This window comes from Variovorax sp. 01N425 (assembly GCF_056399465.1).
Genome location: NZ_JBFTRJ010000001.1, coordinates 145,269 through 161,052, shown reverse-complemented (window position 1 = coordinate 161,052; position 15,784 = coordinate 145,269). Strand labels below are relative to the sequence as shown.

The 15,784-nt window shown below is 66.1% G+C and carries 17 protein-coding genes; 2 read left to right on the top strand and 15 right to left on the bottom strand.

The features are described 5' to 3' along the window. Positions 1–23: 23 nt before the first annotated feature. The 15 genes from lepB to AC1DSC_RS00685 all read right to left on the bottom strand — a co-directional run bounded on the left by lepB (position 24) and on the right by AC1DSC_RS00685 (position 14,356). Positions 24–989, bottom strand: coding sequence for a signal peptidase I (gene lepB / locus AC1DSC_RS00755; RefSeq protein WP_436287355.1), 966 nt, complete (start codon positions 987–989; stop codon positions 24–26). Between the two features lie 8 nt (positions 990–997). Further along, positions 998–2,809 carry a translation elongation factor 4 gene (gene lepA, locus AC1DSC_RS00750; protein WP_012746544.1) on the bottom strand — a complete coding sequence of 604 codons (1,812 nt, stop codon included), beginning with the start codon at positions 2,807–2,809 and terminating at the stop codon, positions 998–1,000. Between the two features lie 522 nt (positions 2,810–3,331). Further along, the gene (locus tag AC1DSC_RS00745; RefSeq protein ID WP_012746543.1) at positions 3,332–4,822 is read right to left on the bottom strand and encodes a DegQ family serine endoprotease; all 1,491 of its coding nucleotides are present in this window, start codon (positions 4,820–4,822) and stop codon (positions 3,332–3,334) included. Between the two features lie 99 nt (positions 4,823–4,921). Continuing rightward, on the bottom strand, positions 4,922–5,992 hold the full coding sequence (locus tag AC1DSC_RS00740; protein ID WP_012746542.1) for a MucB/RseB C-terminal domain-containing protein: 1,071 nt from the start codon (positions 5,990–5,992) through the stop codon (positions 4,922–4,924). A gap of 20 nt (positions 5,993–6,012) precedes the next feature. Continuing rightward, positions 6,013–6,681 (bottom strand): sigma-E factor negative regulatory protein, encoded by a 669-nt coding sequence (locus AC1DSC_RS00735; protein ID WP_062362774.1) that lies wholly within the window; start codon positions 6,679–6,681, stop codon positions 6,013–6,015. A 17-nt stretch (positions 6,682–6,698) separates the two neighbouring features. Beyond that, positions 6,699–7,373, bottom strand: coding sequence for an RNA polymerase sigma factor RpoE (rpoE, locus tag AC1DSC_RS00730; protein ID WP_012746540.1), 675 nt, complete (start codon positions 7,371–7,373; stop codon positions 6,699–6,701). A 9-nt stretch (positions 7,374–7,382) separates the two neighbouring features. Beyond that, the gene (locus AC1DSC_RS00725) at positions 7,383–7,865 is read right to left on the bottom strand and encodes a hypothetical protein (protein ID WP_012746539.1); all 483 of its coding nucleotides are present in this window, start codon (positions 7,863–7,865) and stop codon (positions 7,383–7,385) included. Positions 7,866–7,878: 13 nt separating this feature from the next. Next, complete coding sequence (gene fabF, locus AC1DSC_RS00720) at positions 7,879–9,123, bottom strand: beta-ketoacyl-ACP synthase II (protein ID WP_012746538.1); 1,245 nt, start codon at positions 9,121–9,123, stop codon at positions 7,879–7,881. A gap of 96 nt (positions 9,124–9,219) precedes the next feature. Continuing rightward, a complete protein-coding gene (gene acpP, locus AC1DSC_RS00715; protein WP_007830471.1) occupies positions 9,220–9,459 on the bottom strand; it encodes an acyl carrier protein in 240 nt (79 codons plus the stop codon). 98 nt (positions 9,460–9,557) lie between these two features. Continuing rightward, the gene (fabG, locus tag AC1DSC_RS00710) at positions 9,558–10,301 is read right to left on the bottom strand and encodes a 3-oxoacyl-ACP reductase FabG (protein ID WP_062362777.1); all 744 of its coding nucleotides are present in this window, start codon (positions 10,299–10,301) and stop codon (positions 9,558–9,560) included. A gap of 26 nt (positions 10,302–10,327) precedes the next feature. After that, positions 10,328–11,281, bottom strand: coding sequence for an ACP S-malonyltransferase (gene fabD, locus AC1DSC_RS00705; RefSeq protein WP_062362779.1), 954 nt, complete (start codon positions 11,279–11,281; stop codon positions 10,328–10,330). Between the two features lie 52 nt (positions 11,282–11,333). Continuing rightward, positions 11,334–12,311, bottom strand: a complete 978-nt coding sequence (locus AC1DSC_RS00700) for a beta-ketoacyl-ACP synthase III (protein WP_012746535.1) — start codon at positions 12,309–12,311, stop codon at positions 11,334–11,336. Beyond that, the gene (gene plsX / locus AC1DSC_RS00695; RefSeq protein WP_080642485.1) at positions 12,311–13,408 is read right to left on the bottom strand and encodes a phosphate acyltransferase PlsX; all 1,098 of its coding nucleotides are present in this window, start codon (positions 13,406–13,408) and stop codon (positions 12,311–12,313) included. Before plsX ends, AC1DSC_RS00700 begins: the two co-directional genes overlap by 1 nt. 61 nt (positions 13,409–13,469) lie before the next feature. Continuing rightward, a complete protein-coding gene (gene rpmF / locus AC1DSC_RS00690) occupies positions 13,470–13,652 on the bottom strand; it encodes a 50S ribosomal protein L32 (protein WP_007830466.1) in 183 nt (60 codons plus the stop codon). 146 nt (positions 13,653–13,798) lie between these two features. Beyond that, a complete protein-coding gene (locus tag AC1DSC_RS00685) occupies positions 13,799–14,356 on the bottom strand; it encodes a YceD family protein (protein ID WP_062362782.1) in 558 nt (185 codons plus the stop codon). 83 nt (positions 14,357–14,439) lie between these two features. Here AC1DSC_RS00685 and AC1DSC_RS00680 point away from each other — a divergent pair, with 83 nt between their 5' ends. After that, positions 14,440–15,021 (top strand): Maf family protein, encoded by a 582-nt coding sequence (locus AC1DSC_RS00680; protein WP_018903247.1) that lies wholly within the window; start codon positions 14,440–14,442, stop codon positions 15,019–15,021. Next, positions 15,018–15,782: an SAM-dependent methyltransferase gene (locus tag AC1DSC_RS00675; RefSeq protein ID WP_478131765.1), complete on the top strand. Its 765-nt coding sequence runs from the start codon at positions 15,018–15,020 to the stop codon at positions 15,780–15,782. The genes AC1DSC_RS00680 and AC1DSC_RS00675 overlap by 4 nt, the downstream gene beginning before the upstream one ends. Positions 15,783–15,784 lie beyond the last annotated feature (2 nt).

Sequence of the window (15,784 nt, the reverse complement as noted above, 5' to 3'; positions counted from 1 at the left end):
ACCCCTCGAACAATGCTGACTGCTTATTGGAATGGACCGATGCGACCCAGGTCGCCGAAGTTCATCCAGACGAAGAACGCCCTGCCCACGATGTTCTTGTCCGGAACGAAGCCCCAGAAACGCGAGTCCGCCGAATTATCGCGGTTGTCGCCCATCATGAAGTAGTTGCCGGCCGGCACCTTGCAGACCACGCCTTCGACGGAGTAGCGGCAGTTCTCGCGGTACGGGAAGTCGCTGGCACCCTGCACGAAAGCCGGACCGGCATCGTCGTTGAGCAGCCTGTGCTGCTTGCCGCCGAGGTCTTCGTTGAACTGCCGGAGCAGGCGCATCGACTCGCTGTCGAGGTAGTCGGGCATCGGGGTCTTGGAGACCGGCTGGCCGTTGATGGTGAGCTTCTTGTTCAGGTAGGCCACTTCGTCGCCCGGGATGCCGACCACGCGCTTGATGTAGTCCATGCTCGGCTTGGGCGGATAGCGGAACACCACCACGTCGCCGCGCGCCAGCGGCGTGCCGTCGGTGATCTTGGTGTTGATGACCGGCAGGCGCAGGCCGTAGGTGAACTTGTTCACCAGGATCAGGTCGCCCGTGAGCAGCGTCGGCATCATCGAACCCGACGGAATCTTGAAGGGCTCGTACAGGAACGAGCGCAGCAGGAACACCACCAGGATCACCGGGAACAGCCCCGCGGTCCAGTCGAGCCACCACGGCTGCATCAGCAGGCGCTCGCTGGCCTTGGCGTCGACGGTGTCGACCTGCGTGATGCCCTGGCCGGCCAGGCGCGTGTTGCGCTCGCTCAGCGAGGCCTCGAGCGCCGCGGCGGCGCGCTCGCGCCGGGGCAGGAAGTAGAAGCGCTCGGCCAGCCAGTACAGGCCGGTGACCACCGTCGCCAGGAACAGCAGGAGCGCGAAATTGCCCTCGATGGCACCAAAGTACCAGGCACCGACATAGCCGGCAAAGGCCGCGAGGACCAGGGAAGTGATGAATGCCATTTTTGAGATCAGTCTTCGACTTGCAGAATCGCGAGGAAGGCCTCTTGCGGGACCTCGACGGAGCCGATCTGCTTCATTCTTTTCTTACCCGCCTTCTGCTTCTCGAGCAGCTTCTTCTTGCGGGTGATGTCGCCGCCGTAGCACTTGGCAAGAACGTTCTTGCGCAGCGCCTTGATTGTCTCACGCGCAATGATGTTGACCCCGATGGCGGCCTGGATCGCCACGTCGAACATCTGGCGCGAAATGATCTCGCGCATCTTCGAGACCACCGCCCGGCCGCGGTACTGCGACTGGCTGCGGTGCACGATGATCGACAGCGCATCGACCTTCTCGCCGTTCAGCAGGATGTCGACCTTGACCACGTCGGACGCGCGATATTCCTTGAACTCGTAGTCCATCGAGGCATAGCCGCGGCTCACCGACTTGAGCTTGTCGAAGAAGTCGAGCACGATTTCGCCGAGCGGCATCTCGTAGGTCAGCATGACCTGGCGGCCGTGGTAGGCCATGTTCATCTGCACGCCGCGCTTCTGGTTGGCCAGCGTCATCACCGCACCGACGTATTCCTGCGGCATGTAGAGGTGCACGGTGACGATCGGCTCGCGGATCTCGCTCATCTTGCCGACGTCGGGCATCTTGGACGGGTTCTCGACCATGATGACTTCGCCGTCGTTGCGCACCACCTGGTAGACCACGCTCGGCGCGGTCGTGATCAGGTCCTGGTCGAACTCGCGCTCCAGCCGCTCCTGCACGATCTCCATGTGCAGCAGGCCCAGAAAGCCGCAGCGGAAGCCGAAGCCCAGCGCCTGGCTCACCTCGGGCTCGTAGCGCAGCGACGAATCGTTGAGCTTGAGCTTTTCGAGCGCGTCGCGCAGCGAGTCGTACTCGCTGGCCTCGGTCGGATAGAGGCCGGCAAACACCTGCGGCTGGATTTCCTTGAAGCCCGGCAGCGCCTCGGTCGCGGTGGCGGCCGCGCCGCCCGTGCCCGGCTTGATCAGCGTCACGGTGTCGCCGACCTTGGCGGCCTGCAGCTCCTTGATGCCCGCGATGATGTAGCCCACCTCGCCGGCCTCGAGCGATGCGCGCGGTTCGTTGGCCGGCGTGAAGACGCCGATGTTGTCGGCGTTGTACATGGCGCCGGACGCCATCATCTTGATGCGCTCGCCCTTCACCAGGCGGCCGTCCACCACGCGCACCAGCATGACCACGCCCACGTAGGGATCGAACCAGCTGTCGACGATCATCGCGCGCAGCGGGCCGTCGGGATTGCCGCGCGGCGCGGGCATCTTGTGCACGATGGCTTCGAGGATCTCGTCGATGCCCAGGCCCGTCTTGGCGGAACACGGAATCGCATCGGTCGCGTCGATGCCGATCACGTCCTCGATTTCGCTGCGAGCGTTGTCGGGGTCCGCATTGGGCAGATCCATCTTGTTGAGCACCGGCACCACCTCGACGCCGAGGTCGAGCGCGGTGTAGCAGTTGGCCACGGTCTGCGCTTCGACGCCCTGCGATGCATCGACCACGAGCAGCGCGCCTTCGCACGCCGACAGCGAGCGGCTCACTTCATAAGAGAAGTCGACGTGGCCCGGCGTGTCGATCAGATTGAGGTTGTAGACCTGCCCATCGAGTGCCTTGTAGTGCAGCGCGGCGGTCTGCGCCTTGATGGTTATCCCACGCTCTTTTTCGATGTCCATCGAGTCGAGCACCTGCGCTTCCATCTCGCGTTCCGCGAGGCCGCCGCAACGCTGGATCAAACGGTCCGCGAGCGTCGACTTGCCGTGGTCGATGTGCGCAATGATCGAAAAATTTCTGATGTGATTCATCAACGGGAACGCTTAAGTACTTGAATTGGCTCGTGCGCAGAGTGCGACAGGCAAGAAAAAAGGGCGCGTCTTCTGGAGACGCGCCCTGAACCAACAAGCAATGGCAACTGCAGTAGTTGGAACTTCATTGTAGGCAAAAAGGGAGGCACGTACATCCGGGGACAGGGTCAAAACGGGTCGTTGCAGGTCCACAACATCAAAGATATAAACAACTTATCCACAAGATCGGTGGAGCACTCCATGAACAACTTGTGGGCGATCTGTGGAGCGCCGGTGGACTGCTGTCTGACATCTCGCATGGTGGAGGAAAGCTCTCCCCTTATGCGCGGACCCGCCGCCCAATGGCTTCTATTCTACCGAAAATCGTCCTAAGCCTCTTAGAAAGTTAGTGAACGCAAACAAATCTGGGCCGCTTTTGGCCCGGAAATTTTTTTGAAACCGGGCGCTCCAGCGTCGCAAACACCTCAAAAAATAGGCCCCAAACCCGAGTGACGGGTGGGGCCACTTGACGGAAAGGCCGGATCAGCGTGCGGGGCGGATCAGGGCGTACTGGGCCCATTCGCCGCGGCGGAACAGCACGCTCAGGGGCTTGCCCTTGTCGGCCTTGGCGACCGCGGTCTCGAACTCCTTGACGCTCGAGACCTCGATATTGCCCACGGCCAGGATCACGTCCCCTTCGCGCAGCCCGGCCCGCGCAGCCCCATCGCTTGCCGCCTCGATGCGCACGCCGCCGCGCATCTTGAGCTCCTTCTTCTGCGCGTCGGTCAGATCGCTCACCACGAGGCCGAGCGCCTTGCCGGCCGCCGACGGCTTGGCCTGCGGCTCCTCGCGCTCGGGCTGGCGCTTGCTGGACGGCTTGGCTTCCGGATCGCCCTCGGCCACGGTGACCGAGAGCTCGCGCGTGCTGCCGTTGCGGAACACCGTCAGCGTGTTCCTGGCGCCGGGCTTGGTGCTGGCCACCGAGCGCGACAGGTCGCTGGGGGTCTCGATGAGCTTGTCGCCATACTTGGTGATGATGTCGCCCTCGCGCACGCCGGCCTTGTCGGCCGCCGAACCCGGCACCACGCTGCTCACGAGCGCACCGCGCGCCTTGCCCAGGCCAATGGATTCGGCCACATCCTTGGAGACCGAGCCGATGGTCACGCCGATCAGCCCGCGCGAAACACGGCCGGTGGCGCGCAGCTGGTCGCTGACGCGGATCGCCTCGTCGATCGGGATCGAGAACGAGATGCCCATGTAGCCGCCCGAGCGCGAATAGATCTGGCTGTTGATGCCCACCACTTCGCCGCGCAGGTTGATCAGCGGGCCGCCCGAGTTGCCGGGGTTGATGGCCACGTCGGTCTGGATCAGGGGCACCAGGTCGCCGGTGTCGCGCTGCTTCGCGCTCACGATGCCGGCGGTCACGGTGTTCTCCAGGCCGAAGGGCGAACCGATGGCCATGACCCATTCGCCGACGCGCAGCTTCGAGATGTCGCCGATCTTCACCACCGGAAGGCTGGTCGCCTCGATCTTGACCACGGCAACGTCGCTGCGCTTGTCGGCACCGATCAGCTTGGCCTTGAATTCGCGCTTGTCGGTCAGCGTGACGAGGATTTCAGAGGCATCCTCGATCACGTGGGCATTGGTCATGACGTAGCCGTCGGCCGACAGGATGAAGCCCGAGCCCACGCCGCGCGGACGCTCTTCCTCCTGCGGCTGCTGCGGCCGGTTCGGGCGCGGGCCCGGACGCGGGTTGCCCGGCAGCGGCTGCCCGAAGAAGCGGCGGAAGAACTCCTGCATCTCCTCGTCCATTTCGCCGCTGCCGCCGCCCGAGGTCACTTTCTCGACCGTGCGGATACCGACCACGGCCGGCCCCACCTGCTCCACCAGATCGGCGAAATCGGGCAGTCCGCGCGCCTGCGGCGTCTGCGCCATGGCCGGCGCGGCCGGCACGAACGCCACGGCAGCCGAGCAGGCCATGCCGAAGGCGAAGAGATAGGAACGAAGCTTGTGTCCCTCGACTTTGAACATCATCGGTTTTCTTTCAAAAGAACAGAGCGGCCAAAAGAAGAAGAGCTATGAGTCGGTGATATCGACTTGGTTCAGCGCCATCCGCAGCGCAAGCGCAGCGGGTCAGCGCGTGCGCGCCAGGCTTTGAGCGAACGCATTGAGCGTCTGCTGCGGCACCTCGCCCACCGCGGTCAGCCACCAGTCGCTCGCCGGCTCGGGCAATCGCCGGCGAATCGCGTTGGTGGCCCCGATCGTCAGTACGCCATCGCGCGGCGCACGCTTTTCATCGTAACGCTCGATGAAAAGCGACACCGAGGCCAGGCCATCGGAGAAGGTCCACTGGACGGTGCGGTCCTGCCCCGCCTTGCTGTCGCTGCCGGCCGGACGCCGGTAGAAGCTGCGCGGCTTGAAGCCGGCCACCGGGGCCTTGAGCACCCAGCCTTCGTCCTGCGCGCTGGTGCGTTCGAGCTCCAGCTTTTCGACGCGGTAGCCGCTGGTGTTGCTCATCATCTGCGCGAGCGCCTGCGCCTTGATCGGTGCGTCGAGCTGCAATTCGGAAAACGCCGATTGCTCCACCACGCGGGATTCGGCGTCCACGGTCTGCAGCTTGACCACGAGGCCGGAGCGGCGTTCGCTCCAGATGCGGTAGCCGAAGCGCAGTCCGTCGTGCGGCACCAGCTGCACCACGTCGGCATCGAAGCCCGCCACGCGGTCCTTGCCGACGGCGCGAACGTCGTAGAAATCGCCGATCGACGAATCGGGCTTGTCGGGCAGATTGGGGAACAGGTCGAGGTTCTCGCGCTTCTCGACCTTCACGACCTTCGCCTCGGGCAGGAAGGTCATCACATGGTGGTTGCGCCTGAACGTGGAGCGCGGCGGCCCCGACAGCGCCTCGATGCGCTCGATCTGCAGGTCGCCGTCGCGCACATGCCAGATGCGCGCGCTCGACAGGTCGCCGCCCGCGGCCGACACCACGAAGGTGCCGATGTAATTGCGCTGCCGCGCCCCGGTGTGCATGCGCTGCAGCCATTCGACGACGCTCATCGGGGGCGGCGCATCGCCCGCCTGGGCCGAGGCCGTCCCCTTGGCGTTCGCCAGTCCGGGCCGGGTCTGCGCGGCCGCGATCTGCGCAAAACAAAAAGCAGCGAACACCAGCGCGAACGCGCGTGCGGAGATCGGCATCTGAACGGTCATTGGAGAGAGACGGGCGCGGCTCAGCGCGCAGGGCCTTCGAAGGTCGCGTTGCGCAGGAAGCCCGAAGGCATTTGCGATGCGCCGCCAGCTTGCTGGTGCGCTTCGAGCAATTGGTCGAGCCGCGGATCGCGCAGCATGACCTGCGGGCTGCCGTTGCCGACCATCACGCGGGTTGGCGTGAGCGCGGCGGTGGGCGGAAGCTGGCTGTTGGCGGCCGCGGCGGCCAGCACGGAATTGGCGGCCGGCTGCGGCTGCGCTGCTGCGATCTGGGCACCCGGCGAAGGCACGCCGATGCCGTTCCCGACCAGGGTCCAGCTGATCGCGGCAACCGCCACCAGCGACGCCGCGCCGGCCACCAGCTTCCAGCGGAACACCGGCTCATTGGCTGCCTCGGCCCTGCGGCGCGCCGTCAGCACCGCGGGTTCAGCGGCCGGCACCCGTGCCGGCGCCGCAATGGCGGGCTCCGCGGCCAGGCGCTGCTGGAAGCGGGCCAGGAATGCGTTGCTGTCGCTGCAGGGCGAATGGGCACCCGAGCGCAGGATGTCGCCCACCAGGTGATAGGCGCGCCAGGCACCGCGCGCGTCTTCTTCCGCGCAGACGGCGTCGATGGCCCGCGCGAACTCCTCGCCATGCAAATGACCGTCCGCCAATGCGGACACCTGTTCACGAACCGTCATCGTCTGATTCATTTCATTCACCTGCTTACCTACCAACGCTTGCCGGACTGGTTGTCCAGCAGCGGTTTGACCCTGGCCGAAATGGCCTCACGCGCCCGGAAAATACGCGAGCGCACCGTGCCGATAGGGCAATCCATGACCTCGGCGATCTCTTCGTAACTCATGCCCTCGATCTCCCGCAGGGTGACCGCCTGGCGCAATTCGGGCGGCAATGCTTCCATGGCCGCCTCGACCACTTGGGCGATCTCGTTTGCTGCCAGGACTGATTCGGGGGTTTCGTCGCTGATTGGTTCGTTTCCGGGGCGGTAAGTTTCATCGTCCTCGTCAGAAGACGGCCGCAGGGCGCTTTCGGAGATGGTCGGGTCGCGCTTCATGTCGACCAGCGCCTTCTTGGCGGTGTTGACCGCAATCCGGTAGAGCCAGGTGTAGAACTGGGCGTCGCCGCGGAACTGGTGCAGCGCGCGGTAGGCCCGGATGAAGGTTTCCTGGGCGATGTCCTCGACCAGGTCGACGTCGCGCACCATGCGCCCGATCAGGCGCTCGATCCGGCGCTGGTACTTGATGACCAGCAGTTCGAAGGCCTTCTGGTCGCCCGCGACCGTGCGCTGGACCAGCTGAAGGTCGACCTCGCCCGGGCGCGGCGCCTCGGCGGACCCATCGGGCAAGCCGGAGTCCGGTGGCACTGGCGGGGGAGAAGTTGTCATCGGGGAGATTCAGGGCGCATCGGCAGGCGCGGTTGCTCGCCACGGCTCGCCCGCAGGCGAGGCGGACGGGGCGCGCGAATATACCGCACGGCGTACATCGCGCCAGCGCTCGGGCATGGCGCGCTGTTCGATCCATATCCATCGCCCGGCGCGGCCCGGCTGGGTCAGGCGGACCAGCAGCAGCGATTGCAGGTCGAGCGCCACGGCGGCGCGCGCCGCATGAACGGCCCGGCCATGATCGGCGCCCGTCAGGCTCCAGCACAGGCCGTCGAAGTGCAGCACCGCGGCACCGTCGCTTCGCAGCCCGAGTCCGGCCGCAACGCCGGAAAACAGCACGCTCAGGACCAGCAGCAGCTGGCGCCAGCCAACGCTATCGATCAAAAAGCACGAGAGACCTGCGCAGCAGGCGCCCAGGGCCCAGGTGGCAATCAGGATCCGGGTCGCACCGCGCGAGCGCCCCACCGGATAGGTCACCGAGGGTGCGCTGTACATGGAAGAGCAAGATTCAAACGCGCTTGAACACCAGCGTGCCGTTGGTGCCGCCGAAGCCGAAGTTGTTCTTGACCGCGACATCGATCTTCAGATCGCGCGCCTGGTTGGCGCAATAGTCGAGGTCGCACTCCGGGTCCTGGTTGAAGATGTTGATGGTCGGCGGGCTCTTCTGGTGATGCAGCGCGAGCACCGTGAACACCGATTCGATGCCGCCGGCGCCGCCCAGCAGGTGGCCGGTCATCGATTTGGTCGAGTTGACGACGAGCTTCTTCGCGTGATCGCCGAAAGCCAGCTTGACCGCATTGGTCTCGTTGACGTCGCCGATCTGCGTGGAGGTGCCGTGCGCATTCAGGTACTGGACCTCGTCGGGGTTGACGCCCGCATTGGCCAACGCCATGGCCATCGAACGGCGCGGGCCGTCGACGTCGGGCGCGGTCATGTGGTACGCGTCGCCGGTCATGCCAAAGCCCGAGACTTCCGCATAGATCTTGGCGCCGCGCGCCTTGGCGTGTTCGTACTCTTCGAGCACCAGCACGCCGGAGCCCTCGCCCAGCACGAAGCCGTCGCGGTCCTTGTCCCACGGACGCGAGGCCGTGGCGGGATCGTCGTTGCGGGTGCTCAGCGCGCGGGGCGCGGTGAAGCCACCGATGCCGAGCGGAGAAATGGTCGACTCGGCGCCGCCCGCGATCATGACGTCGGCGTCGCCGTATTCGATCATGCGCGCCGACGTGCCGATGGCGTGCAGGCCCGTGGTGCAGGCGGTCACGACGGCGATGTTCGGGCCCTTGAAGCCGTACTTGATCGAGACGTGGCCCGAGATCATGTTGATGATGGAAGCCGGCACGAAGAACGGCGAGATGCGGCGTGGGCCGCGACTCGCGTATTCGCCGTGCGTCTCTTCGATCATCGGCAGGCCGCCGATGCCCGAGCCGATGTTGCAGCCGATGCGCACGGCTTCTTCATAGGACAGCGCTTCGCCGGTCGGCAGTCCGCTGTCCTGCACCGCCTGGATGGCGGCGGCAAGCCCCAGATGAATGAAGCGGTCCATGTGGCGCGCTTCCTTCTCCGAGATGTATTGGGTGATGTCGAAACCCTTGACCTCACCGGCGAACTTGCAGGCGAAGGCGCTTGCATCGAACGCGGTGATGTTCGCAATGCCCGACTTCCCGGCCAGCAGATTGGCCCAGGATTCGGCTGCGGTGTTTCCGACAGGAGCGATGCAACCGAGTCCGGTCACGACGACGCGGCGTTTGGTCATGCCGGCAAACCTTTCTGGAAGCGCTGAACAGCTGCCGAGCGGCGCGGGCGGTTGAAAAAAGGGCCGCCGGCCGTCGTTGCAGTGTCAGCTGGCCGATCAGGCCTTTTGATTCTTGGTGGCGTAGTCGACGGCGTTTTGCACCGTGGTGATCTTCTCGGCGTCTTCGTCGGGAATTTCGATGCCGAATTCGTCTTCGAGTGCCATCACCAGTTCGACCGTGTCGAGCGAGTCTGCACCGAGGTCGGCCACGAAGGCCTTCTCGTTGGTTACTTGGGACTCTTCCACGCCGAGCTGCTCGGCGATGATTTTCTTGACACGTGCTTCGATATCGCTCATTTGGTTCCCTCTGAGGGTTGTAGGTAACAGTGGATTTTAGCCGGGCGCATTGTGGCATTTGCCGTGCGCCCGGTACGGGAAAAGATTGCGCCTTGCGGCTACATGTGCATGCCGCCGTTGACGTGCAGTTCCTGCCCCGTCACGTAGGACGCCTGGGGCGACGCGAGATAGGCCACGGCATGCGCGATGTCAGCCGGCTTGCCCAGGTGGCCCAGCGGGATCTGCTGCAGCAGCGCCTGCTGCTGCGCCTCGGGCAGGCTGGCCGTCATGTCGGTTTCGATGAAGCCCGGCGCCACGCAGTTGACCGTGATGCTGCGGCTGCCCAGCTCGCGCGCCAGTGCGCGGGTCATGCCCGCCACGCCGGCCTTGGCTGCCGCGTAGTTGGCCTGGCCGGCATTGCCGGACGCCCCCACCACGCTCGTGATGCTGATGATGCGGCCGTAGCGCTGCTTCATCATCGGGCGGATCACCGCGCGCGAGAGGCGGAAGACGGCCTTGAGATTGGTGTCGAGCACCGCGTCCCAGTCGTCGTCCTTCATGCGCATGGCGAGCGTGTCGCGCGTGATGCCGGCGTTGTTGACCAGCACGTGGATCGCGCCGTAGGCCTTCACGATCTCGTCGATCAGCGCCTCGACCGCGACGGCGTCGTTCACGTCGAGCGCACGCCCGCGGCCGTCGAAGGCGCTGAGCGCCGAAGTGATCTTGGCGGCGCTGTCGTCGGTGGTGCCGGTGCCGACCACTTTGAGGCCGCGCTGCGCGAGCTCGAGCGCGATGGCCGCGCCGATGCCGCGCGATGCGCCGGTGACCAGGGCGACCTGCCCTTCGAATTTGGGAATGCTCATAAAAGAAGTGTCTGGGCCCGCACCGTTCAGCCGGCGAGCGATTGTCGGGTGTCCGCGAGCGTTGCCGGGTCGTACACCGACGCGGCTTCCAGCTCGGGGGCGATGCGCTTGACCATGCCGGCCAGCACCTTGCCCGGCCCGCACTCGATGATGGAGGCTACGCCGCGCAGTTTCAAGGCCTGCACGCTTTCGACCCAGCGAACCGGGCCGGCGGCCTGGCGCACCAGGGCGTCGCGGATGCGCGCGGGATCGGTCTCGACCGCCACGTCGATGTTGTTCAGCACCGGAATCTGCGGGGGCGCCAATGTGAGGGTGGCGAGCTTTTCGCGCAGCGCCTCGGCGGCCGGCTTCATCAGGCTCGAATGGAATGGCGCCGACACCGGCAGCAGCAGCGCGCGCTTGGCCCCGCCGGCCTTGAGCAGCTCGCAGGCCTTGTCGACGGCTGCCTTGCTGCCGGCGATCACGGTCTGCATCGGATCGTTGAAATTCACCGCCTCGACGATCTCGGCGCTGCCTGCACCGAAGGACGCCGTGGCTTCCGCGCAGCCCGCCACCACCTTGGCGGCTTCCATGCCCAGCACCGCCGCCATGGCGCCCACGCCGACCGGCACGGCCTGCTGCATGGCCCGCGCGCGAAAACGCACCAGCGGCGCGGCCTGCGCGAGCGTCAGCACGCCGGACGCAACCAGCGCCGAATATTCACCGAGCGAATGTCCCGCCACCACCGACGGGGTGGGCCCGCCTTCGGCCAGCCAGGCGCGCCACGCGGCGACGCCAGCCACAAGCATCACCGGCTGGGTGTTGGTGGTCAGCGCCAGTTCTTCCTTCGGGCCGTTCTTGATCAGCCCGCCGATGTCTTCGCCCAGTGCTTCGGAGGCTTCGCGCAGGGTTTCGGCCACGGCCGGGTGATCGCCCCACGCATCGAGCATGCCGACGGCCTGGGAGCCCTGGCCCGGGAAGACAAAAGCAAAGGATTTCATTTTTATCAAAAGCGTCGTGTCGCATCGCAGCCCGAAGGGGCATTGCCATGCACTACAGATTCAATAGCACCGCGCCCCAGGTGAAGCCGCCGCCCACGCCTTCCAGCATGACGGTTTCGCCCTTCTTCACCTTGCCGGACCGCACGGCCTCGTCGAGCGCCAGCGGAATCGAGGCGGCCGAGGTGTTGCCATGCTCGTTGACGGTGACGATGAGTTTTTCGCGCGGAAGCTTCAGCTTCTTGGCCGTGCCTTCCATGATGCGGATGTTGGCCTGGTGCGGAATGAGCCAGTCGATGTCGGCCTCGGTCTTGCCCGCCTTTGCGAGCGTGGCACGCGCGGCGTCCTCGAGCACGCGCACCGCGAGCTTGAACACGGCCTGTCCGTCCATGTGCAGCAGCGGCGTGCCCAGCACGTTGCCGCCGGAGACGTGGCCCGGCACGCAAAGGATGCCGACGTGCTTGCCGTCCGCATGCAGGTCGCTCGCCAGGATGCCCGGCTCCTCGCTGGCCTCGAGCACCACGGCGCCGGCGCCGTCGCCGAACAGCACGCAGGTGGTGCGGTCGTTGAAATCGAGGATGCGCGAGAACACTTCGGCGCCCACCACCAGCGCGCAGCGCGCGGTGCCGGTGCGGATCATCGCGTCGGCCACGGTCAGCGCATAGACGAAGCCGCTGCAGACCGCCTGGACGTCGAAAGCCGGGCAGCCGGCCACGCCGAGCTTGTTCTGGAGAATGGCCGCCGACGACGGAAACACCATGTCCGGCGTCGAGGTCGCGACGATGATCAGGTCGATGTCTTCGGCCTTGCGGCCCGCGGCTTCGAGTGCGTGCCTCGCGGCCTCGAGGGCGAGATCGCTGCTCGTGACCTCGGGCGCCGCGAAGTGCCGCGCGTGGATGCCGGTGCGCTCGACGATCCACTGGTCCGAGGTTTCGATGCCGCGCGTTGCCAATTCCTTGGCAAGGTCGTCATTGGTCACCCGGCGCGGCGGCAGGTAGCTGCCGGTGCCGGTGATGCGTGAATAAGAGCTCATCAAACGTGAAGGGCCGTCGCGTCGGCTGGCACCGCGGGCTCCTGCCGCGCGAGCAATGGCGCGGCGTGAGCGATGCGGGCCCGCACGCGATCGAGCAGGTTGTTGCGAGCGGCATCATAAGCGCGATCCAGCGCATGCCCGAAAGCCACTTCGTCAGCCGAGCCATGGCTCTTGAAAACCAGGCCGCGCAGGCCCAGCAGCGCCGCTCCGTTGTAGCGACGGTGATCGAGCCGGTTTTTAAACGCTTTTAGAACCGGATAGGCAACAATTGCTGCGGCCTTCGTGAAAATGCTCCGCGAGAATTCGACGCGAATGAACTCGCCGATCATCGAGGCCACGCCTTCGCTGGCCTTCAGTGCCACATTTCCGACAAAACCGTCACATACGACGATATCTGTCGTGCCCTTGAAAATATCGTTACCTTCGACGTTGCCGTAGAAGTTCAGATCCTTCGAGTTGGCAGCCGTACGCAGCAGTTGGCTGGCCTTTTTGATTGTTTCGCTGCCCTTGATGGCTTCTTCGCCGATGTTGAGCAGGCCGACCGAAGGCGCCTCGTTGCCCGTGAGCGCCGATACCAGCGCGGAACCGAGCACCGCGAACTGGAGCAGGTCTTCCGCGTCGCAGTCGACGTTGGCACCCAGGTCGAGCACCGTGGTGGCGCCGCCCTTGGCGTTTGGAAGCTGGGGCGCGATGGCGGGGCGGTCGATGCCTTCGAGCGTCTTGAGCAGGTAGCGGGCAATGGCCATGAGGGCGCCCGTGTTGCCGGCCGAGATGGCCGCCTGGGCGGCGCCATCCTTGACCTGCTGGATCGCGATGCGCATCGAAGAATCCTTCTTCTTGCGCAGGGCGATTTCGATCGGGTCATCCATGCCCACCACTTCGCTGGCCGCGACGATGCGGGCACGCGGATGCGCAGCAAAGCCCGCCAGCGCCGCCGGCGCACCAACCAGCAGCAACGAGGCTTCGCTGTGCCGCTCGAGGAACGCGCGGCAGGCCGCAAGCGTGACGCGCGGCCCATGATCGCCTCCCATGCAATCCACGGCGAGCGTGATTGCGGAAGGCGCAGCAGTGGATTCGGGGGAAGAAGGCGTAGCCATCAAAACAAAGGCCCGACGCTACGGCAAAAGTAGCTTCGGGCCTCGGCCTTGGGATGCGAGATCAGGCTTCGGACTTGTTCTTGAGCACCTGGCGGCCACGGTAGAAACCGTTGGGGCTGATGTGGTGGCGCAGGTGCGTTTCGCCAGTGGTCGGCTCAACGGCAATGCCGGGCACGACCAGCGCATTGTGGGAACGGTGCATGCCGCGCTTGGAAGGCGACTTCTTGTTTTGCTGGACGGCCATGATGGCTCCTGGACTGTTAGGTGAGTGATTGGATGCGCTCTCTTGCGGTGGCAATCCAGGGGCATGCATGGAATGCCCTTACCTGTCTTGCTGCTCACGGCGGCGCGCGCGAAGCCCATGATTATAGCCCAGGTGCCGAGAAAGGGCTACTTGCCCTCTTCCGGCTTGCGCGAACGCAACGCCCCGAGCACCGCGAAAGGGTTCGGCTTGGCCTCTTCGGCCGCCTGGAAGTCGTCGTCGCTGGACGAGAGCCGCACCGGGACCGGGCAGACCTCGTGCACGGGCATGACGGGAATCTCCATCAGGAGTTCGTCTTCGATCAGGGTGGGCAGGTCGAAGTCCCGGCTCACGACGAGCAGGTCTTCCTCGGATTCCTCGTCTTCGGCTTCCGCCGTCGCCTCGTCGGCGACGAAACGGAACCAGCGGTCCACCACCAATGGCGTCTCCACAGGCGTCAGGCAGCGCTGGCAGGTCAGCGGCACGGTCGCGTCGGCTTCCAGATGGAGCCAGGGCACGGCTTTGCCATCGGCGCCCGGGCGCTCTTCGCCGGTCGCCGTCCAGCGGACCACGGCATCGGGCGCCGGGGCCGCCAGTTCGGCGGCAAGGCGCACACAGTTGGGCACCGGGTCGGTGGCGCCAAGGGTGGCGGCAGCGGCGGCAAAGCCGGCCACGTCGAGCCGTTGGGGGGCAAATTCTCTCTTCATCCACGCCAGTCTAGCGCGCCGGCCGCTTCACCGCCCCAAAGGCATGCCTGAGGGTTTTGCGCGGCTCCCGCACAATCTGGCCCATGCAACGCCCCTTGATCCTCGCCTCGACCTCGCGCTACCGGCGCGAACTGCTGAACCGCCTGCACCTGCCCTTCGATGTACAACCGCCTGAAGTCGACGAAACGGCGCTGGACGGTGAAACGCCGCGCGAGCTGGCCGAGCGGCTGGCGCTCGAAAAGGCCCGCGCCGTGGCCGCCCGCTTTCCCGAAGCCGTGGTCATCGGCTCGGACCAGGTGGCCGAGCTGGCGGGCGAGGCGCTCGGCAAGCCCGGCGACCACGCGCGCGCCACGGCCCAGCTGCGCCGGATGCGCGGCCAGACGCTGGTGTTCCAGACCGCGGTGGCCGTCGTCTGCGAGGCCACCGGTTTCGTCCAGCGCGACCTGGCGCCGGTGCGGGTGGTGTTCCGCGAACTCAGCGACGCGGCCATCGAGCAGTACCTGCAGGCCGAGCAGCCCTACGATTGCGCAGGCAGCGCGAAGAGCGAGGGCCTCGGCATCGCCCTGCTGAGCGCGATCGACAGCGACGACCCGACGGCCCTGGTCGGCCTGCCCTTGATCCGCACCTGCCGGATGCTGCGCGCCGCGGGGGTCGAACTCCTGTGACGCACGGCAAGCTCTACCTCGTTCCCGCGCCGCTCGACTTCGGCTGCGACACCCAGGCGCCGCTGCAGGACGCCCTGTCCCTGGGCACGATCCAGGCCGCTGCCGGGATCACCCACTGGATCTGCGAGAACGCCAAGTCGGCCCGCGCCTACCTGAAGCGGATCGATGCCGTCGCGCCGCTGGCGGCGCCGCTGCAGGCGCAGGACATCCGCGAACTGCCGCGCGAGGTGCACAAGAAGGGCGACCACGCCGGCCAGTTCGACGCCCGGCCGCTGCTGGCCGCCGCGCTCGAAGGCCACGACATCGGCCTGCTGAGCGAGGCCGGCATGCCGGCGGTGGCCGATCCCGGCTCCTCGGTGGCGCGCGCCGCGCACGACCTGGGCATTGCCGTGGTGCCGCTCACCGGCCCCGTCTCGCTGCTGCTGGCACTGGCCGCAAGCGGCCTCAACGGGCAGAACTTCGCCTTCGTCGGCTACCTGCCGCAGGACGCCGGCGAGCGCCAGGTGCGCATCCGCGAGCTCGAGGCGCTGGCGCTCAAGACAGGCCAGACGCAGCTGTTCATCGAGACGCCCTATCGCAACGCGGCGCTGCTGCAGGCGCTGGTGCAGACGCTGCAGCACAACACCCGGCTCGCGGTGGCGCGCGGCCTCACGCTCGCCAGCGCCCACGTGCGCAGCGAAACCGTGAAATCCTGGCGCGCCAAGGCGCAGCCGGGCACATTGGACGAACGCCTGCCTGCCGTGTTCGCGATCGGGCGTTGACG